The organism is Laribacter hongkongensis DSM 14985 (assembly GCF_000423285.1).
GTDB lineage: Bacteria > Pseudomonadota > Gammaproteobacteria > Burkholderiales > Aquaspirillaceae > Laribacter > Laribacter hongkongensis.
On record NZ_AUHR01000012.1, the window covers coordinates 71,664 to 91,100 of the forward strand.

At 62.6% G+C, this 19,437-nt stretch carries 18 protein-coding genes and 2 tRNA genes; 13 read left to right on the forward strand and 7 right to left on the reverse strand.

The window, feature by feature from the left end; genetic code table 11:
* The first annotated feature begins 47 nt into the window (after positions 1 to 47).
* The 12 genes from fliN (at position 48) to G542_RS19515 (ending at position 9,139) form a co-directional block, all read left to right on the forward strand.
* Complete coding sequence (gene fliN, locus G542_RS0111145) at positions 48 to 473, forward strand: flagellar motor switch protein FliN (RefSeq protein WP_012697821.1); 426 nt, start codon at positions 48 to 50, stop codon at positions 471 to 473.
* A complete protein-coding gene (gene fliO / locus G542_RS0111150; protein ID WP_012697820.1) occupies positions 470 to 910 on the forward strand; it encodes a flagellar biosynthetic protein FliO in 441 nt (146 codons plus the stop codon). The genes fliN and fliO overlap by 4 nt, the downstream gene beginning before the upstream one ends.
* Positions 907 to 1,662, forward strand: a complete 756-nt coding sequence (gene fliP / locus G542_RS0111155) for a flagellar type III secretion system pore protein FliP (RefSeq protein ID WP_012697819.1) — start codon at positions 907 to 909, stop codon at positions 1,660 to 1,662. Before fliO ends, fliP begins: the two co-directional genes overlap by 4 nt.
* Positions 1,659 to 2,159 carry a GNAT family N-acetyltransferase gene (locus G542_RS17580; protein WP_012697818.1) on the forward strand — a complete coding sequence of 167 codons (501 nt, stop codon included), beginning with the start codon at positions 1,659 to 1,661 and terminating at the stop codon, positions 2,157 to 2,159. The genes fliP and G542_RS17580 overlap by 4 nt, the downstream gene beginning before the upstream one ends.
* Position 2,160: 1 nt before the next feature.
* The gene (fliQ, locus tag G542_RS0111165; protein ID WP_012697817.1) at positions 2,161 to 2,430 is read left to right on the forward strand and encodes a flagellar biosynthesis protein FliQ; all 270 of its coding nucleotides are present in this window, start codon (positions 2,161 to 2,163) and stop codon (positions 2,428 to 2,430) included.
* Between the two features lies 1 nt (position 2,431).
* Positions 2,432 to 3,226 carry a flagellar biosynthetic protein FliR gene (gene fliR, locus G542_RS0111170; RefSeq protein ID WP_012697816.1) on the forward strand — a complete coding sequence of 265 codons (795 nt, stop codon included), beginning with the start codon at positions 2,432 to 2,434 and terminating at the stop codon, positions 3,224 to 3,226.
* A gap of 88 nt (positions 3,227 to 3,314) precedes the next feature.
* A complete protein-coding gene (locus G542_RS0111175; protein ID WP_012697815.1) occupies positions 3,315 to 4,040 on the forward strand; it encodes a YebC/PmpR family DNA-binding transcriptional regulator in 726 nt (241 codons plus the stop codon).
* 199 nt (positions 4,041 to 4,239) lie between these two features.
* A complete protein-coding gene (lon, locus tag G542_RS0111180) occupies positions 4,240 to 6,660 on the forward strand; it encodes an endopeptidase La (protein ID WP_012697814.1) in 2,421 nt (806 codons plus the stop codon).
* Positions 6,661 to 6,766: 106 nt separating this feature from the next.
* On the forward strand, positions 6,767 to 7,036 hold the full coding sequence (locus G542_RS0111185; protein WP_012697813.1) for an HU family DNA-binding protein: 270 nt from the start codon (positions 6,767 to 6,769) through the stop codon (positions 7,034 to 7,036).
* Between the two features lie 27 nt (positions 7,037 to 7,063).
* Positions 7,064 to 7,140, forward strand: a tRNA-Val gene (locus G542_RS0111190).
* 6 nt (positions 7,141 to 7,146) lie between these two features.
* A tRNA-Asp gene (locus G542_RS0111195) sits at positions 7,147 to 7,223 on the forward strand.
* A gap of 92 nt (positions 7,224 to 7,315) precedes the next feature.
* Positions 7,316 to 9,139 (forward strand): SurA N-terminal domain-containing protein, encoded by a 1,824-nt coding sequence (locus G542_RS19515; RefSeq protein ID WP_027824146.1) that lies wholly within the window; start codon positions 7,316 to 7,318, stop codon positions 9,137 to 9,139.
* Between the two features lie 624 nt (positions 9,140 to 9,763).
* Here the strand turns inward: G542_RS19515 and rquA are convergent.
* From rquA to argB, 6 genes are all read right to left on the reverse strand, one after another.
* Positions 9,764 to 10,477: a rhodoquinone biosynthesis methyltransferase RquA gene (gene rquA, locus G542_RS0111205; RefSeq protein ID WP_012697811.1), complete on the reverse strand. Its 714-nt coding sequence runs from the start codon at positions 10,475 to 10,477 to the stop codon at positions 9,764 to 9,766.
* A 66-nt stretch (positions 10,478 to 10,543) separates the two neighbouring features.
* Complete coding sequence (locus G542_RS0111210; RefSeq protein WP_012697810.1) at positions 10,544 to 11,293, reverse strand: fumarate reductase iron-sulfur subunit; 750 nt, start codon at positions 11,291 to 11,293, stop codon at positions 10,544 to 10,546.
* A gap of 2 nt (positions 11,294 to 11,295) precedes the next feature.
* Positions 11,296 to 13,227, reverse strand: a complete 1,932-nt coding sequence (locus G542_RS0111215; protein WP_027824147.1) for a fumarate reductase flavoprotein subunit — start codon at positions 13,225 to 13,227, stop codon at positions 11,296 to 11,298.
* The gene (locus G542_RS16710) at positions 13,224 to 13,943 is read right to left on the reverse strand and encodes a fumarate reductase cytochrome b subunit (RefSeq protein ID WP_012697808.1); all 720 of its coding nucleotides are present in this window, start codon (positions 13,941 to 13,943) and stop codon (positions 13,224 to 13,226) included. Before G542_RS16710 ends, G542_RS0111215 begins: the two co-directional genes overlap by 4 nt.
* Positions 13,944 to 14,166: 223 nt before the next feature.
* On the reverse strand, positions 14,167 to 15,498 hold the full coding sequence (gene argA, locus G542_RS0111225; protein WP_012697806.1) for an amino-acid N-acetyltransferase: 1,332 nt from the start codon (positions 15,496 to 15,498) through the stop codon (positions 14,167 to 14,169).
* A gap of 85 nt (positions 15,499 to 15,583) precedes the next feature.
* A complete protein-coding gene (gene argB / locus G542_RS0111230; protein WP_012697805.1) occupies positions 15,584 to 16,486 on the reverse strand; it encodes an acetylglutamate kinase in 903 nt (300 codons plus the stop codon).
* 274 nt (positions 16,487 to 16,760) lie between these two features.
* Here argB and G542_RS0111235 point away from each other — a divergent pair, with 274 nt between their 5' ends.
* Positions 16,761 to 19,010 (forward strand): YgiQ family radical SAM protein, encoded by a 2,250-nt coding sequence (locus G542_RS0111235; RefSeq protein ID WP_244878702.1) that lies wholly within the window; start codon positions 16,761 to 16,763, stop codon positions 19,008 to 19,010.
* A 221-nt stretch (positions 19,011 to 19,231) separates the two neighbouring features.
* Here the strand turns inward: G542_RS0111235 and G542_RS19740 are convergent.
* Positions 19,232 to 19,437, reverse strand: a 206-nt coding sequence (locus G542_RS19740; RefSeq protein ID WP_211218821.1) for a hypothetical protein, incomplete at its 5' end; no start/stop codon positions are given.

Here is a 19,437-nt window from a genome sequence, read left to right on the forward strand (position 1 = left end):
TCAGAATGACCAGCCGGCATCCGCCGGCTGCAAGCGAGACGCAAAAGATGAACGACGAAGTCACCATGGACGACTGGGCTGCCGCTCTGGCCGAGCAGCAGACCTCCGCCACTGATGCGCCGGTTGCCGATGCTGCCGCCGATGGCAGCGTGCAGAATGCCAACCTGTTCCAGGAGTTCGGCGCCTCCGCACCGGCATCGACCGGTGCGCCCCAGAATCTCGACATGATCCTGGACATCCCGGTCAACATGACCGTGGAGCTGGGGCGTACCAAGATCGCCATCCGCAACCTGCTGCAGCTGGCGCAGGGCTCGGTGGTGGAACTGGACGGCCTCGCCGGTGAACCGATGGACGTGCTGGTCAACGGCTGCCTGATTGCCCAGGGTGAAGTGGTGGTGGTGAACGACAAGTTCGGTATCCGCCTGACCGACATCATCACGCCGGCAGAACGCCTGCGCCGGTTGCAAAAGTGATCCGGCACCATCCGGTCGCCCTCGGGGTGCTGCTGCTGGCTGCACCCCTTTTTGCTGCGGCTTCGGCAGAATCCCTGCCGTCTCCGCTGGGCAGCCTCATGCAGGTAGCCCTGTCGCTCGGAGTCGTGCTGGCCCTGATCTGGGGGCTGGCGTGGCTGGTCCGCCGGGTAGGGCAGGTGGGGCCGGCAGGCGCGCGCGTGGTCCGGCAGGTCGGCGGAACACTGATAGGCGGGCGCGAGCGGGTGGTCGTGGTCGAAGTGGCCGGCCGCTGGCTGGTGCTGGGCGTGACCAGCCAGCAGGTGACCCTGCTGACCGAACTGGACGCCCCGCCAGCGAGCCTTCCTGCCGATCCGGTACCTTCTTCTTCCCGTAACGGTTTTGCTGCCCGCCTGGCTGATGTCATGGCGCGTGGCCGTTCTTCCTCGTCCTCGTCATGAAGTCCCGTTTCCTCTTTGCCCTGCCTTGGCTGGCGATGGGCGGACTGCTGGTGGCCGATGCCGCTGCCGCACCGAACATCCCGTTCATGAATGCCAGTCCTGCCGGCGGTGCCGGTACGCAGTACTCGCTGTCGCTCGAGATGCTGCTGTTCCTGACCAGTCTGACCTTCATTCCGGCTCTGCTGCTGATGATGACGGCGTTTACCCGCATCGTGATCGTGCTGTCGCTGTTGCGGCAGGCGATCGGCCTGATGCAGTCGCCACCCAACCAGGTGATTGTCGGTCTGTCACTGTTCCTGACCCTGTTTGTCATGGCGCCGGTGTTTGACCAGGCCTACCGAGAAGCCTGGCTGCCGTATTCCGACAGCCAGATGAATTTCATGCAGGCGGCTGAAAAAGGCGTCCAGCCGTTCAAGGGCTTCATGCTGAAACAGACGCGGGAAAAGGACTTGGCTTTTTTTGTCGAGATTGCCCGCGAAGCGCCTCCGGCCACTCCGGCAGACGTCAGCCTGAAAACCCTGATTCCGGCCTTCGTGGTCAGTGAGCTGAAAACCGCGTTCCAGATCGGATTCATGGTGTTCATTCCGTTCCTGATCATTGACCTGGTGGTGGCCAGCGTGCTGATGGCCATGGGCATGATGATGGTGTCGCCGGTGATCATTTCGCTGCCGTTCAAGCTGATGCTGTTTGTGCTGGTGGACGGCTGGACGTTGCTGATCGGTTCGCTGGTCCAGAGTTTTTACCTGACATGACGTTCCGTCTGTTGCCACTGGCAGAATCCTGCCTGCCCGCCTGTCTGGAGCTGGCCTGTGCCAGCGTCGCCGGACTGGCTGGCCGGCAATACGACGAGCGCCAGCGTGCAGCGTGGGTAACGGCATTGCAGCAGTCTGCGCCGGGCTGGCCTGCCTGCCTGCGGGCCGGATCGGGCTGGCTGGCGCTGGATGCAGAGGGGCAGCCGGCTGGATTTGCCTGGCGGGTGGCGGCAGAGGTGGACATGCTGTATGTCGCACCGGCAACGGCCCGGCGAGGCATCGGCAGGGCCCTGCTGGCGCGCTTGACAGACGACATGGCCGGTCAGCCCGGGCCGTGGCTGGCCGCTGTCAGTGATACGGCCTTGCCGCTGTTCGAGCAGGCCGGCTGGCAGTGTTGCGAACGGGAAGTGGTGGTGCGTGACGGGGTGGAAATACCCCGTTCGCGGATGAAACATGTCTCCGGAGCTGCCGGGGACCAGTCTGTGACAGGAGAGTGAAATGACGCCGGAACATGTCATCAATCTGGTGCAGAACGCACTGCTGATCCTGATCCTGATCGCGTCGCCGCTGCTGGCGGTGTCGCTGGGCGTGGGCCTTCTGGTCAGCGTGTTTCAGGCCGCGACGCAGATCAACGAAATGACGCTGACCTTCATCCCCAAGCTGCTGGCCATGTTCCTGACGGTGATCCTGGCCGGGCCGTGGATGCTGCGCACGCTGACGGACTTTACCATCCGGCTGTATTCGTCCATTCCACAGATGATCGGTTGACGTGCTGGCGCTGACTGACGCTGAAATCCGCCTTTTGCTGTCCACTTACCTGTGGCCGCTGTTCCGGGTCATGGGCTTTCTGCTGGCGGACCCCCTGTTTGGTACCAAGGCCGTGCCACGGCGGGTGAAGGTGGTGCTGGCGATTGCCCTGACGTTGCTGCTGGTGCCGTTGCTGCCACCCATGCCGGCGGTACCGGTGGTATCGGGCGAAGGTGTGTTCATCATCGTGCAGCAATTGCTGATCGGCGTTGCCATGGGGTTTGCCATGCGGCTGGTGATTACCGCCGTCGAGCTGGCAGGGGCCATGATCGGCATGCAGATGGGCCTGGGCTTTGCCATGCAGTTTGATCCGATGATGGGGGCGCAGGTGCCGTCCCTGTCGCGGCTGCTGACACTGTCGACCTATCTGGTGCTGCTGTCTTTCAACGGACACCTGATCATGCTGGGGACCGTGGCGGAAAGCTTTACGTTGTTTCCGATCAGTCTGGACCCCTTGCCTGCGGCGGGGTTGCAGCTGGTGGCGGCCTGGGGCGGCAAGATGCTGGCTCTGGCATTGTGGCTGTCGCTGCCGGTGGTGGTGGCATTGCTGATCACCAACCTGGCGATCGGCGTGATGACCCGGGCTGCACCGCAGTTCAACATTTTCAGTTTCGGCTTTCCGCTGACGCTGCTGATCGGCTTCGTGGTGCTGTATTACGCACTGCCTTTCATGGGGCAGGCCTTGCAGCAGCTCTATCTGCAAGGCTTTGAACTGATGCGGCAGACCTTGATGGTCAAGGGTGGCGGCGGCGCTTGAGCCGATGCTAGAATCAGCGCAAATACCGGTATTTTCATCCTGACAAACCCGCCTGTGCGGGTTTTTTCGATACTCACGAGGTTGCAACATGGCTGGTCACAGCAAGTGGGCGAACATTCAGCACCGCAAAGGTCGCCAGGACGCCAAGCGCGGCAAAATCTTTACCCGTCTGATCAAGGAAATCACCGTCGCGGCCAAGATGGGAGGCGCCGATCTGGGCTCCAACCCGCGTCTGCGTCTGGCCGTAGACAAGGCCAAGGCCGAGTCGATGCCGAAGGACAATATCGAAAACGCCATCAAGCGCGGCGCCGGCCTGCTTGATGGTGTGGACTATATCGAATGCCGCTACGAAGGCTATGGCATTGGCGGTGCGGCAGTGATGGTGGACTGCCTGACCGACAACAAGACCCGTACCGTGGCCGATGTACGTCATGCTTTCAGCAAGTTTGGCGGCAACATGGGCACCGACGGCTGCGTGGCATTCCAGTTTACCCACTGTGGTTATCTGGTGTTTGCGCCCGGTACCGATGAAGACGCACTGATGGAAGCCGCGCTGGAGTCCGGTGCCGACGACGTGGTCAGCAACGACGACGGTTCGATCGAGGTGATCACCGACCCCAACAGCTTTTCCGACATCAAGGATGCACTGGAAGCCAAGGGCTTCAAGGCCGAGATGGGAGAAGTCACCATGCGTGCCCAGAACGAGACCGAGCTGAGCGGGGACGATGCTGTCCGGATGCAAAAGCTTCTGGATGCGCTGGAAGACCTGGACGATGTGCAGGAGGTGTATACCTCGGCCGTACTCGATGCATAAGCCTTTTCCCTTCCCGGGATGACGACCGCCGGCCTGCTTGCCGGCGGTTTGTTTTGCCGGATATCGGCAAGCCAGATTTTGTGAGCAGGGCGGCAATGGCTGGGGTAGACTGCCCCGAATTGACAGCGTGCCGCTTGAATTCGCCACGGTTGCGCCCACTTTTCAGCGCAACCACGAAACACTATCCAGAGATTGCTACATGTCGCAAAGCGATTCACCCCAAACTGCCACTCCGATTCCGCTGTTGCCCCTGCGGGATGTCGTGGTGTTTCCGCACATGGTCATCCCGCTGTTTGTCGGCCGTCCCAAGTCCATCAAGGCGCTGGAGCGCGCCATGGCGGAAGACAAGCAGATCCTGCTGGTAGCGCAGAAATCCGCCGTGAAGGATGAACCGGCCATTGATGACCTGTACGCGGTCGGCACCCTGGCGTCGGTATTGCAGATGCTCAAGCTGCCGGACGGTACGGTCAAGGTGTTGGTCGAAGGCAAGCAGCGTGCCCATGTGCAGGGCGTGACCGAAGACGACGGCTTTTTCATGGCCGACGCCGGGCTGGTGGTGGCCGAGCCTGCCAACGACAACGAGCTGGAAGCCATGCGGCGTACGCTGCTGACCCAGTTCGAGCAGTACGTCAAACTCAGCAAGAAGATCGCTCCCGAGGTACTGGCAACCCTGTCCGGCATCGAAAACGCCAGCCGTCTGGCCGACACCATTGCCGCCTACCTGCCGCTCAAGCTGGAGCAGCGGCAGGAAATGCTGGAAATGCTGGATACCGGCCGCCGTATGGAACGGTTGCTGGCCCAGATCGAGTCGGAAATCGACATCCTTCAGGTCGAGAAGCGCATCCGTGGCCGGGTCAAGCGGCAAATGGAAAAGAGCCAGCGCGAGTATTACCTCAACGAACAGGTCAAGGCGATCCAGAAAGAGCTGGGCGAGGAAGATGAGTCCGCCGAGTTCGACGAACTGGAAAAAAAGATCAAGGCCGCAGGCATGTCCAAGGAAGGCAAGGACAAGGCCCTGTCCGAGCTGAAAAAGCTGCGCATGATGTCGCCGCAATCGGCTGAAGCGACCGTGGTGCGCAACTATATCGACACCTTGCTGTCGCTGCCGTGGAAAAAGAAAACCCGTATCAGCACCGATGTCGCTGCGGCAGAAACCATTCTGGACGAAGACCACTTCGGGCTGGAAAAGGTCAAGGAACGCATCCTTGAATATCTTGCCGTGCAAGGGCGGGTGGAGAAGCTCAAGGGGCCGATCCTGTGTCTGGTCGGACCTCCGGGGGTGGGTAAAACCTCGCTGGGCCAGTCGATTGCACGCGCTACCGGGCGCAAGTATGTCCGCATGGCGCTGGGAGGCGTGCGCGATGAGGCTGAAATCCGTGGTCATCGCCGGACCTATATCGGCTCGATGCCGGGCAAGATCCTGCAAAGCATGGCCAAGGTCGGTGTGAAAAACCCGCTCTTTCTGCTGGACGAAGTGGACAAGCTGGGGGCGGATTTCCGGGGAGATCCGAGTGCAGCGCTGCTGGAAGTGCTGGACCCGGAGCAAAACCATGCGTTCAGTGACCATTACGCCGAGGTGGATTTCGATCTGTCCGACGTGATGTTCGTCGCTACGGCCAACTCGCTGAACATTCCGCAGGCACTGCTGGACCGGATGGAGATCATCCGTCTGTCGGGTTACACCGAAGACGAAAAGGTCGCGATTGCCGAGAAATACCTGTTGCCCAAGGAAATCAAGGCCAACGGGCTGAAAGAAGACGAAATCGCCGTTCAGGAAAGTGCGCTGCGCGACATTGTGCGTTACTACACCCGTGAAGCCGGTGTGCGCAGCCTGGACCGGGAAATTGCCAAGATCTGCCGCAAGACAGTGAAGCAGAACCAGGGCAAGAAGGCCGACAGCAAGCAGGCCCGGACGACCGTGAATGCCCGCAACCTGGACAAGTTCCTTGGCGTACAGAAATTCGAATACGGCCGGGCGGAAGCTCACAACCAGGTAGGGCAGGTGACCGGTCTTGCCTGGACCGAGGTCGGAGGCGAGCTGCTGACTATCGAAGCGGTATCGCTGCCGGGCAAGGGCAACATTATCCGTACCGGCCAGCTGGGTGAGGTGATGCAGGAGTCCATTACTGCTGCCATGAGTGTGGTGCGCAGCCGGGCAAAAAGCCTCGGAATCAAACCGGATTTCTACGAGAAAAACGACCTGCACATTCATCTGCCTGAAGGTGCCACGCCCAAGGATGGTCCATCTGCCGGTATCGGTATTGTCACGGCCATGACTTCGGCCCTGACCGGCATCCCGGTGCGGGCGGACGTGGCCATGACCGGCGAAATCACCCTGCGCGGCGAAGTGCTGCCGATCGGAGGCCTCAAGGAAAAACTGCTGGCGGCTCACCGTGGCGGGATCAAACATGTGTTGATTCCCCAGGGGAACGTCAAAGATTTGGCAGAAATACCGACAAATATCAAAAGGAGTCTGGAAATCCATTCGGTAAAATGGATTGAACAGGTCTTTGAACTGGCTCTGGAACAACAACCGGAGCCGCTGCCGGACAATGATGACATTGGCACGATTTCTGCGAAAGCAGAACCAGGTGCCGAGTCTTCCCTTACCAAGCATTAAGCTTGTGCTTCCTTGACACGCCGAAATTTGGCTTGCTATAAAGCCATCGGTTTAAATTGGCAATTTCGCTTGTGCTGACCGTAAAAACACAGAAAGGGGACGTTAAGTGAATAAATCCGAACTGATCGACGCCATCGCTGCCTCCGCAGACCTGCCGAAGGCTGCCGCTGGCAAGGCGCTGGACGGCATGATCGAGGCGCTTACCGAAGCCCTCAAGAAAGGCGATACCGTGACCCTGGTCGGTTTCGGTTCCTTCTATGTCGGCGAACGCGCCGAACGCAAGGGGCGCAACCCGAAAACCGGCGAAGAAATCACCATTCCTTCCGCCAAGACCCCGAAGTTCCGTCCTGGCAAGGCCCTCAAAGACGCGCTATAATCTGCGATCGGTCGCGCGAGCGATGCCGGGTGGTTAGTCTCAGTTGGTAGAGCGCTGCCTTCACACGGCAGAGGTCACTGGTTCGAGTCCAGTACCACCCACCACGCAGCGGAGTGGTAGTTCAGTTGGTTAGAATACCGGCCTGTCACGCCGGGGGTCGCGGGTTCGAGTCCCGTCCACTCCGCCAGATTCCAGAAAGGTGAACGCGCAGGCGTTCACCTTTTTTGCTTCCGGGCAGTATTGCTGTTCCGGTCATGCACAGTCGAACCAGGCTACTTCATGTTTGAATTCGTTCAGAAAAACACACTGGTCATCAAGATCATCCTTGGTGCGGTTGCACTGACTTTTGTCGGTTTTGGCGTAGGGAGTTATACCGCTGCGACCGATGACGCCTACCTTGCCAAAGTAGGGGGCGAAAAGATCTACAAGCAGGACATCGAGCGTGCCCTTAATGGCCAGCCGGCCGACAGCGCCGTACGTCAGCAGGTGCTGGAAAGCCTGATCCGCCAGAAGCTCCTGCTGGCCGATGCCGGCCAGCACGGCATGCGTGTCACCGATGCCGAACTGCGGCGGGTCATTGCCGGTATCCCGGCCTTCCAGGACAACGGACATTTCGACTCCAAACGCTACGAAGAGTATCTGCAATCGCAGTACATGAGCGCCGAACAGTTCCAGGCCCGCATCCGTGACGAACTGATGGTGCAGCAGCAGCTCTCGGCCTTTGTTGACGCCACTTTTGTCTCGCCCGGCGCTGTCGAGCGGGTGCACAAGCTGCTGGCAGAACAGCGCCAGATCAACCAGTACCGCCTGACTGCCGCGCAGTTCCTGCCCGGGGTCAAGGTTGACGATGCCGATGTCCAGCGCTTCTACGACAGCAACAAGGCCCGTTTCCAGACGCCGGAAAAAGTCCGGCTGGAATATGTCCTGCTGTCGCTGGAAGAACTGGCCAAAACGGTGCAGGTCAGCGAAGCCGATGTCCGGAAATACTATGAAGAGCACAAGGCCGAACTGGCTGGCGACGAGCAGCGCCAGGTCGCGCACATCCTGATTGCCGTGCCCAAGGGCGCCAGTGCTGCCGACAAGGCACGCCTGAAAACCGAAGCCGAAGCCATCGTCAAAGAGGTCCGCAGCAACCCGGCACGCTTTGCCGCGCTGGCACAGGAAAAATCCGCTGATCCGGGGTCTGCTGCCAAAGGCGGGGATCTGGGCTGGTTTGGCCGCGGCGTGATGGTAAAGCCGTTCGAAGACAGTGCCTTCAAACTGGCCAAGGGGCAGGTCAGCGATCCGGTTGAAACCGAATTCGGCTACCACATCATCAAGGTCGAGGGCATCAAGACGCCTGACCTGAGCACGATGCAGGCCGACATCCATGCCCGTCTGGCCCGCCAGAAGGCCGGTGCGCTCTATCGTCAGCAGCTGGAAACCCTCGGGGATGTCAGTTACCAGCAAAGCGACAGCCTCAAGCCGGTGTCCGAGGCGCTCAAGCTGCCGGTCCAGCAGACCGAGTGGATCGTCAAGGGACAGCCGGGCAGCGGCATTGCTGCCAACCCCAAGGTGGACGAGGCTGCGTTCAGCGACGACGTGTTCAAGGGCAAGCACAACAGCGAAGTGATCGATCTTGGCAACGAGCGCAGCGTGGTGGTGCGGGTAGCGGCTGCCGAGCCGGCCAAGCTGCAACCGCTGGCCGAGGTGGCGCCGGTCATCCGCAAGGAACTGGCTGACAAGGCTGCCCGGGAACTCGCGGTCAAGGCCGGTGAAAAGCTCCTGGCCGAGCTGAAGGCCGGCAAGACGCCGGACGTTGCCTGGTCGGCAGCCCAGCAAGTGTCGCGCCGTGATCCGGCCAGCCTGGGGCGTGACGTGCAGCGTGCCGTGTTCTCTGCCAGTGTCAGCAAGCTGCCGGCCTATGCCGGAGCCGCAGAGGGTGACGGCTTCACGCTGGTCCGCATCGACCGGCTGCTGCCAGCCGGCGCACTGACCGGGGCCGAACGCCAGCAACTGGTCGGCATGCTGGCCCAGTTGCAGACGGCGGCAGATGCCACCAGCTACCTCAACGGCCTGCGTGCAGCCTATCCGGTGACACTCAAGCAGATGCCTGCCGAATAAACGCGGTCATCAACAGGCCCGCTCTGGTAACCAGGGCGGGCTTTTTTTTCGGCCGCGGCTTTGGCTGGCTGGTACGTCGCGGTCTGTCCATGCCGTTCACGGCCGGCCCGGGTGTGATTTACAACGATAAAAGCTACTCCACATCACTTCAGGATGCTGCCGCAACGATTGACCGCACGCAGTACCTTATGCGGGGTGTTTCGGGGTCGGATTCCTGCGAGTGATGTGGACGGGTAGCAGATTTCGCTGTGTAAGCCCATCCAATGTGGCTTATCTGTACACGATGGTTTTGTTATTCACTCCAGGCTAAGGACCTCAGGTACCGGCAAAAAGAATGCACGGCATCAAGAGGGGCCGCGGCAGCGAGCTCTGTGCCACAGGTGCGAAGCAGGCATGGCACGGCCATGGCATGCCTTCACGGTCGGCCGGGCCGGTAGCGTGACGGCTTTGCCGGCCCGGACAGGTGTACTTTTGGCATGCGCGCGGCTCATGGCCGGCCGGCTGATGCTGCGCAAGCCCGGTGAGATTGGCAGAAAAGCAAACGCCGCACTCCACAGGGAAGGGCGGCGTCCGGTAGTCCGGCGCTGACTGCGCCGGACCTGCAAGGCTGACTGGTGTACCCGTTCAGGCGGCCGGTTTGCGGGTCACGATCACGATCTGGTACACGCCACCGAAAATGGTGCGCTTGTTCCAGACGAATTCGTCAGCGTGCGTGGCATATTCGCTGATCTCGTGACGCCACAGTGCTTCGGCAAACGGTTCCAGCCAGCGGTTGACGTACTTGAGCAGCCAGCCGATCGGTTGCCAGGCGGCCGGGCCGTGATAGTCGACAAACACGGCCTTGCCGTGTGCCGGCACCTTGGCCAGCATGTTGTCGACGATGCGGCGCTTGAGGTCGTCCGGTACTTCGTGCAGCAGGAAGAAGCTGCACACCAGATCGTAATCCTCCTCGCCGGCATAGGTCGCTGCATCGGCACGGGTCACGCCGGCTTGCGGATAGCGCCCGAGCTTGCTGACCGAATGCTCGACCTGGACCGGCGTGATGTCGGTCAGGCGGAACTTGCCGTCCGGGCCGACTTTCTGTGCCACGCGGCTGACCAGGTCGCCGTAGACATGCGCCACCTGCCAGACCGACATGCCCGGCTCCACCTCGTTGAGGTAGGCGCGCATCATGCGCTGGTCGTTGCCGAACAGCAGTGTCTTGACCACGATGTTGCGGTCAAGCAGGCGGGCCTTGGTCGGATTGACATAGGCCCAGTCGTACACGTCGACCATGTAGTCGGGTACGCCCTCGTAATAGTTGTCCTGCTGGCTGGGGAGGGTACGTTCGGCAGTCATAAGATCCCTTGCAAGTGAAATTGTTGGAGCGCTGCTGCCGGAAGCAGCGCCGGAATGGGTGGATGGTCAGCGTGGAGCCAGGCGCCAGACCTTGCGACCGAAAGCGAGCTTGCGGCGCAGGTAGGCAATCTGCCCCAGATGGTTGATGTCTTTCGGACAGTTGTCCTGGCATCCCATCAGCGACATGCAGCCGAACACGCCGTCTTCGTTGCCGATGACGTGGTAAAAATCGTCGAGTGTACGGGCATCGCGGTCGTCTAGGGCAAAACGGGCCACCTTGTTGAAACCGACCGCGCCCATAAAGGTGTCACGCATCTGGGCGGTTGCACAACCGGCAATGCAGCACCCGCACTCGATGCAGCGTTCCATTTCGTACAGTTCGTCGGCCAGGTCCGGCGACATCGGGGCTTCGACCGAGTGGATGTCGACCGAATCCGCCTTCGGATGCAGCCAGGCGCCGATCCGTTCGGACAGGGCGCGCATGAACTTGCCGGTATTGACCGACAGGTCGCCGATCAGCTCGAATCCCGGCAACGGTAGCAGGGTAATGTGCGGGCTGGCAAAGGTGGCCGTCAAGGTGCGGCAGGCTAGGGTCGGCTTGCCGTTGATCACCATGGCGCAGCTGCCGCAGATGCCGGCCCGGCAGACAAAGTCGAACTGCAACGTCGGGTCCTGCTCTTCCCGCAGGCGGTTGAGCGCGATGAAAATGCTCATGCCCGGGGTTTCTTCCAGCCGGTATTCCTGCATGTGCGGAGTACTGCCGGCGGCTTGCGGGTCGTGCCGGAAAATCGAAAAGGTCAGGGTGCGATTGGCCATGGTCAGGCTCCTTGGCGGCGCTGGTTGGCCGGTCGGTATTTTTCGGGCAGGGCTTCGGGAAGCGGCATGTCGGTCTGGAGTTCACCGCCGACCTGTGCCAGCCGGGATGCGGTATCCGGGTGGGCAATGGCATTGTCCGGCCCGTAGCCGCGATAGCCCGGAGGCAGGGCCATCTGCATCACGTCCAGGGGCTCGTACGACAGCTCCGGACGATCGGCAGCTGCGTCAGGCCAGCGGGCCAGCGTGCGCGACAACCACTCGGCATCATTGCGTTGCGGGTAGTCCTCGCGTGCATGGGCACCACGGCTTTCGGTCCGTGCCAGCGCTCCGGTCGCCACGCACAGCGCCACTTTGAGCATCCGCGGCAAACGCAGGGCCGCGACCAGTTCCGGATTGGCATGCTGGCGCTTGTCACGTACGCAAATGCATTTGCTGCGCTGCAATAATACCTCAAGTTCATTGACTGCTTGTTGCAAGGTTTCGGCGTGGCGGAAGATGCCGACCTTGTCCATCATGACCTGCTCCATGGCATGACGCAGGGTGTAGACGTTTTCGCCTTCGCTGCGGGCCAGCAGCTCCGAGATGGCCGCTTCCTCGCGTTCGGCAAAGCCGCGTGCCAGGGCTGCATCCGGTCCTGGTGCGCTCAGGCTGGCATCGGCAACGTGTTCTCCCACCACCATGCCGGCCACCACGGTTTCGGCCAGCGAATTGCCGCCCAGCCGGTTGAAGCCGTGCAGGTCCCAGCAGGCGGCCTCTCCGACCGAGAAAAGTCCCTTGAGGGTCGGGCTTTCGCCGCGGATGTCGGTGCGGATGCCGCCCATCGAGTAGTGCTGCGTCGGCCGCACCGGAATCCAGTCGGTGGCCGGGTCGATGCCGAGGAAGTACTGGCAGATTTCCTGCACTTCGCGCAGGTTCTTTTCGATGTGCGCGCGGCCGAGGAGGGTGATGTCGAGCCACAGGTGCGGACCATAGGCACTGGGCACACCCTTGCCCTTGCGGATGTGCTCGGTCATGCGGCGCGAAACCACGTCGCGCGAGGCGAGTTCCTTTTTCTCCGGCTCGTAGTCCGGCATGAAACGGTGGCCGTCCACGTCGCGCAGCAGGCCGCCGTCGCCACGGCAGCCTTCGGTGGTGAGGATGCCGACCGGCACGATGGCAGTCGGGTGGAACTGCACGGCTTCCGGGTTGCCCAGCGTGGCAATGCCGGTCTCCAGCGCAATGCCCTGGCCGGTGCCTTCGCAGATGATGGCATTGGTCGACACCGCCCACAGCCGGCCGTAGCCGCCGGTGGCGATGGTGGTGGTGCGCGCCATGATGGCGTACACCTCGCCGGTGATCAGGTCGCGCACCACGGCGCCGTGGCAGCGGCTGCCGTCGTGGATCAGCGCAATGGCTTCCTGCCGCTCCATGACCGGAATGCCCAGGCCGATGGCTTCGTTGTCCATGGCGTACAGCACGGTGTGGCCGGTGCCGTCGGCGGTATAGCAGGTGCGCCACTTCTTGGTGCCGCCAAAGTCGCGTGCGTTGATGAGGCCGTGGGCTTCTGCCGGCTCTTCAAGGATTTCTTCTTTCGCGTTGACGATGACCTTGCGCTGGCCGGCCCGGATGCGGGTCCACGGCACGCCCCAGCCGGCTGCTTCGCGCACCGCCTTGGGGGCCACGTGGGTAAAGAGCCGCGCCACTGCCTGGTCGCAGCCCCAGTCCGAACCGCGAACGGTGTCGATGAAGTGCACCATCTCGCTGTCGCCGGCACCCTTGGCCGCGTTGCCAAGGCTGGCCTGCATGCCCCCCTGTGCCGCAGCCGAGTGCGAGCGCTTGGCCGGCACCAGGGACAGCACCAGCGTATCCAGTCCGCGCTGGCGACAGGCAATGGCTACCCGCAGGCCGGCAAGGCCGCCGCCGATGACGAGTGCGTCGGTATAGATCGTTTTCATCGTTGCATCTCCGTCACGATGTTGGCGTGTTGCTGGCGGGCTTCAGGGCTGTCCGGCGGGGCGACGCGCCACAGGGCCAGCAGCGACAGCAGGCCGAGGCTGATGAACAGCACGCTCAGGCCGGTTTTCAGCCGTTGCAGGGACTGGCGGCGGGCCGGGCTGATGCCGCCCCATTTGATCGCCAGCCGGTAGACACCGATCATGGCGTGCAGGTCGGCCATCAGCAGCAGCGGCAGGTAGACCCAGATCATGCCGAAATCGCGCACGCGCGCGCCGGACTGCCACGGGTCGATGGCTTCGGGCTGCAAGACCATGGTCCACAGGTGCAGCGGCACGAAAAAGAAGATGGCAAAGCCGGTCAGCACCTGCCAGACCCACAGGCGGGTATCGCGGTGGACCTGGGTATTGAGCTGCACGCCCAGGCGCTGCCACTGTCTCCAGTTCTGCGGAAACTTGCGCAGGGCGATCAGGGCATGCAGGGCGATCAGCCCGCCGATGCCCAGTCCGATCAGGCTGACCACCCACGGATAGCCGTGCACACCGTCAAAATTCAGTTCCAGCGATTTGACCACGCGGAAAAACGTGGGCTCACCGATCAGGATCGAGGCGACCAGCAAAAGGTGTACGGTCAGGAAAAATGCCAGAAACAAGCCGCTGGCACTTTGCAAGACATCCAGTCTGGCGTCCCATGGCGAACGTCGTAAAAGGGGGGGCATTGCGTCAATCTCCTGTTGTAGTGTGTCAGGCGGTGCCTCTGCCGGTGGCAGACGGAGGTCTGCATACCTTGGAAGTCAGCCTGTGTGATTAGAATATCTAAAAACAATAGTTTGCTAATATTGATTGCGGACAAGGCCGCTTGTAAAAATGGCAAACCATTGCCGGACGGCCGGTTCCGGCGAGGCCGGAATGCCGCCCACGGGCTCAGGGTGGTCTACTTCTTCATGCGTGTGGGGTAGAAAGGCGGCGTACCAGCACCTTGGAGCCGCGTTCCGGGTTGTAGTGCTGGCGCTTGACGGGCGGCAGCACGTCGGGGCTCGTCAGGGCAAAGCCGCGCTCGATAAAGAAATGCGCCGTCTGGGTCGTGAGCACGAACAGGGTGTCGATGTGCTTGTCGCGGGCGCGTTGCTCGACGTGGTGCAGCAGTGCCTCGCCATAACCGCGAAAGCGCCACGGGGGGGCTACTGCCAGACAGCACAGCTCGGCCATGCCGGCTTCCGGGTAGTCGAACATCGCCACGCAGCCGGTCAGCTTGCCGTCGTGCTCGACCACGGTGTAATGGTCGAGGTTGAGCTCGATCATTTCTTCCTCGCGCGGCACCAGCTTGCCCTCCTGCTCCAGAGGCCGGATGATCTGCAACAGCCGTTGCAGGTCGTCAAAGCGGGCCTGGCGCAGCACGACCAGCGGCGCATCGGATACCACCGTGCCGCTGCCGGCATGGGTGAACAGCTCCTTGAGCAACGCACCGTCAACACTCTGGCTGACGAGGTGGCAGCGCTTGACACCCAGCCCGGCGGCCTTGATGGCCGAGGCAAAGCACAGGCGGAACTCGCCTGGCAGGTGATCGGCCGAGGATTCCAGCCATGCCTGACCTTCTTCCGGCGAAAACTCGCGCAACAGCTGGCCGCTGGCGCTGTGGACGCCGGTGGGGGTATCCACCAGATACATCAGCTTGTCGGCCTTGAGCGAGGTAGCGGTATGTGCGGCCACTTCTTCCATGCTCAGGCTGAAACTTTCGCCCGTAGGGGAGTAGCCGATCGGCGACAGCAGCACCAGCTCGCCGGCAGCCAGCCGCTGGGTGATGGCCTGGGTATCGACCCGGCGCACCGCGCCGGAATACTGCATGTCCACGCCGTCGAGCACGCCCATCGGACACGCCACCAGATAGTTGCCGCCAGCCACGCGCAGGTTGGCGCCGGCCATGGGCGAATCGGGCAGGGCCACCGACAGCTGGGCTTCGATTTCGGCCCGCGTATAGCCGATGCCGTACTTGACGGCATCCATGGCCGTGGCGTCGGTAATGCGGCGGCCGCGGTGGTGCTGGCGTGTCTGGCCGCGCAGGGCCAGCAGCGATTCCACCTGCGGGCGGGCACCGTGCACCAGCACGATGCGGATGCCCAGGCTGACGAGCAGGTTGATGTCGTGCGACAGCTGGGAAAAACGGTCCGACTCGACCAGTTCGCCACCGAAGCCGATGACGAAGGTCTGCCCCCGAAAGGTATGAATGTAAGGCGCCGCTTCGCGGAAGCTCTGGACAAATGCGGACGTATCCATGATTTCACCGGCCGACAAGGCCCGAAAGAAAACGCCGGTCGGAGTGGGCCGGCAGCGGGGCCGTCCGAAGACGGCCCGGACACGCTCAGAGCGTGGTACAGATGGCTGTACCGGTACCGAGATCAGTCAGGATTTCCAGCAGCAGGGCATGCTTGACCCGGCCGTCGATGATGTGCACCGAACCCACACCCTGGCGGGTGGTGTCGAGTGCCGACTGCACCTTGGGAATCATGCCGCCGCTGATGGTGCCGTCGGCAAACAGGGTGGCGGCGCGTTCGCTGTCAAGGTGCGAGATCAGCTGTCCCTGGCGGTCGAGCACGCCGGAGGTGTTGGTCATCAGGATCAGCTTTTCCGCATGCAGGGTTTCGGCCAGTTTGCCGGCCACCAGGTCGGCGTTGATGTTGTAGGCTGCACCGTCCGGGCCGACACCGATCGGCGCGATCACCGGGATGAAATCCTGCGTGGTCAGCAGTCCGACCACGGTCGGGTCGATGCTGTCCACTTCGCCTACCTTGCCGATGTCCACCGTGGTGTCCTGCTCGTCCTGCACGTAAAGCTTGCGGGCGCGGATGAAATGGCCGTCCAGCCCGGTCAGGCCCACGGCCTTGCCGCCGGCCTGGTTGATCAGGCTGACGATCTCCTTGTTGACCAGACCGCCCAGCACCATCTCGACCACGTCCATGGTCTCGTCGTCGGTCACGCGCATGCCGGAAACAAATTCGCCCTGCTTGCCCAGACGGCTGAGCAACTGGTTGATCTGCGGTCCGCCGCCGTGCACCACCACCGGATTGAGGCCGACCAGCTTGAGCATGACCACATCGCGGGCAAAACCGGCCTTGAGTTCCGGGTCGGTCATGGCGTTGCCGCCGTACTTCACCACGATGGTCTTGCCGGAGAAGGCACGGATGTACGGCAGGGCTTCTGCCAGGATGGCGGCGGTGTCCTGCGCGTTGTGAAGATGAGCGGGTACTTCAGATTGAATAACCATTCCGACTACACACCGACTTTTCCAAGCCTATTGGCATGACCAATGGCGGGTTAATATGAGTAATTCAATATATTGTCAGTAATGAACAAATTGTTTGATGCGGATTAAATTCCGGTGCCGGTATGACTGGCTTTTTTGGCTTGCCTGAGGCAGCCCGGACAGGCTAAACCCGGCTCTGATCGTGGTTATTGCCTGAAAAATCAAAGGCTTCATGCTTTTGTCAGGCAAATCTGGCACAATGCGCGACTTTTCGCCCGCCCGACCCGGCCTCACCATGCGTCCATCCGACCTGACCCCGATCCACGACTACCCGCGTTTCCGCCCGGAGCTGGCACCGGCACCGTTTTTGCCGATGAGCCGCGCCGACATGAACGCGCTGGGCTGGGACAGCTGTGACATCGTGCTGGTGACCGGTGACGCCTACATCGACCACCCCAGTTTCGGCATGGCACTGATCGGCCGCCTGCTGGAAGCGCAGGGATTCCGCGTCGGCATCCTCGCCCAGCCGGACTACACCTCGGCCGAGGCTTTCCGGGCACTCGGGCGGCCGAACCTGTTTTTCGGCGTCACCGCCGGCAACATGGATTCGATGATCAACCGCTACACCGCCGAGCGCAAACCGCGCTCGGACGATGCCTACACGCCGGGCGGCCAGTCCGGCGCGCGGCCGGACCGGGCCACGGTGATCTATTCGCAGCGCTGCCGCGAGGCCTTTCCCGGCAGTCAGGTGATGGTGGGCGGCATCGAGGCCAGCCTGCGGCGCATCGCCCAGTACGACTACTGGAGCGAAACCGTGCGCCAGTCGGCGCTGGTCTACACCAAGGCCGACCTTTTGCTGTTCGGCAACGCCGAACGCGCCCTGATCGAGATCGCCCATCGTGCCGGCCGCGGAGAACGCCTGCGCGACATGCGCGACATCCGCGGCACCGCCTTCATCGTGCCGTCAGGCTGGCGCCCCGAAGCCGACTGGCACGAGCTGGACTCCACCGAGCTGGACCTGCCGGGCCGGATCGAACCGCTGCCCGACCCGTATGCCGAAGAAAGCACCGGTCAGGCGGCCCAGGCCGCCAGTAACGTACAGCCGGTCCGCATCGTGCCGGCTGCCCAGCGGGTAGCGGCCCGCAAGGCCGAACGCGCCCGTACCGTGGTGCGCCTGCCGGCCTACGAGGCCGTCAGCCAGGACCCGGTGCTCTACGCCCACGCCAGCCGGCTGCTGCATCTGGAATCCAATCCCGGCAACGCCCGGGCGCTGGTGCAGGCCCACGGCAGCCGCGATGTGTGGATCAACCCGCCGCCGGTGCCGCTGACCACGCCGGAAATGGACTACGTGTTCGGCCTGCCGTATGCACGCAATCCGCATCCGGGCTACGGCAAGGCCCGCATTCCGGCCTGGGACATGATCAAGTTTTCGGTCAACATCATGCGCGGCTGCTTTGGCGGCTGCACCTTCTGCTCGATCACCGAGCACGAAGGCCGCATCATCCAGAGCCGTTCGGAGCAGTCGATCCTCAGTGAGATCGAGGAAATCCGCGACAAGACCCGGGGGTTCAAGGGACACATCACCGATCTGGGCGGGCCGACCGCCAACATGTACCGGCTGGCGTGCAAGGACCCGGCCATCGAATCGTCCTGCCGGCGGCTGTCGTGCGTCTATCCGGACATCTGCGAAAACATGGGCACCGACCACGGTCCGCTGGTCCAGCTCTACCGCAAGGCGCGCAGCCTGCCGGGGGTCAAGCTGGTCACCATCGGCTCGGGGCTGCGCTACGACCTGGCCGTGCGCTCGCCCGAATACATCCGCGAACTGGTCACCCACCATGTCAGCGGCCTCCTGAAGATCGCGCCGGAACACACCGAAACCGCCCCGCTGTCGAAGATGATGAAGCCGGGCGTGGATACCTATTACCGCTTCAAAAAGCTGTTTGACCGCTATTCGCAGGAGGCCGGCAAAAAGCAGTACCTGATTCCGTATTTCATCGCCGCCCATCCGGGGACAGCCGACGAAGACATGCTCAACCTGGCGCTGTGGTGCAAGCAGAACGGCTTCCGTCCCGACCAGGTGCAGGCATTCACGCCGACACCGATGGCGCTGGCGACCACCATGTGGCACACCGGGCGCAATCCGCTGCGCAAGGTCACGCGCAACAGCGATTCTGCCGTCGACCCGGTACGCGAAGCGTGGCGGCGCAAGCTGCACAAGGCCCTGCTGCGCTATCACGATCCGGACAACTGGCCGTTGCTGCGCGACGCCCTGCGGCAGATGGGCCGGGCGGAGCTGATCGGCAACGGGCCGCAGCATCTGGTGCCGCCAGGGCTAGGCGTACGGGCCGCCGCGCAGCAAGGGCAGGGCCGCAACTCACGGCCGGAAAAAGCCTTTCACCATGCGCCGCCCCCTGTCGGCAAGGCCGCAGGCAGCCGCAAACCGGCGGCACGCACGCCGGCCACCGCACGACCCAAGGGGGCACCGACAGGTCAGGGTGGCCGCAGCCAGCCTGCGACCAGAGCGCGCAACAAGCGCGGCTGACACCGCCAGGAATACCCGGCCAGCAGTCCTGCAATGTGTGTGAAGACTGCGGTTGCGCCCATGACTGCACTGGCCGGGAGCCTCAAGGGATGCTTCGTCCCGGCCTGCGGGCTGCCGGACATGCGCCAGGCGTTCGGCGGGCTGAACCCCGGGTGAACGGGCATCAAAGACAGAGTCGGTGGCGCTGGCCGGAAGGACGGGCAGCCCATCCTCCACGGGGATCAGCCACTGGAAACGGTGCGGCTGCCTTGCAGCGCCTGTACTGGCGAAAGCGGAATCCTGTCGTGAATATCTGGAACATGATCGCCAGCCGATTCATTGCGCCATAAAAGCGTCCGGCCTGCATGTGGCGCTTCAGTGACGAGGCACCGATACTGCTGCCGCACCCGCACCCGCACCCGCACCCGCACCCGCACCCGCACCCGCA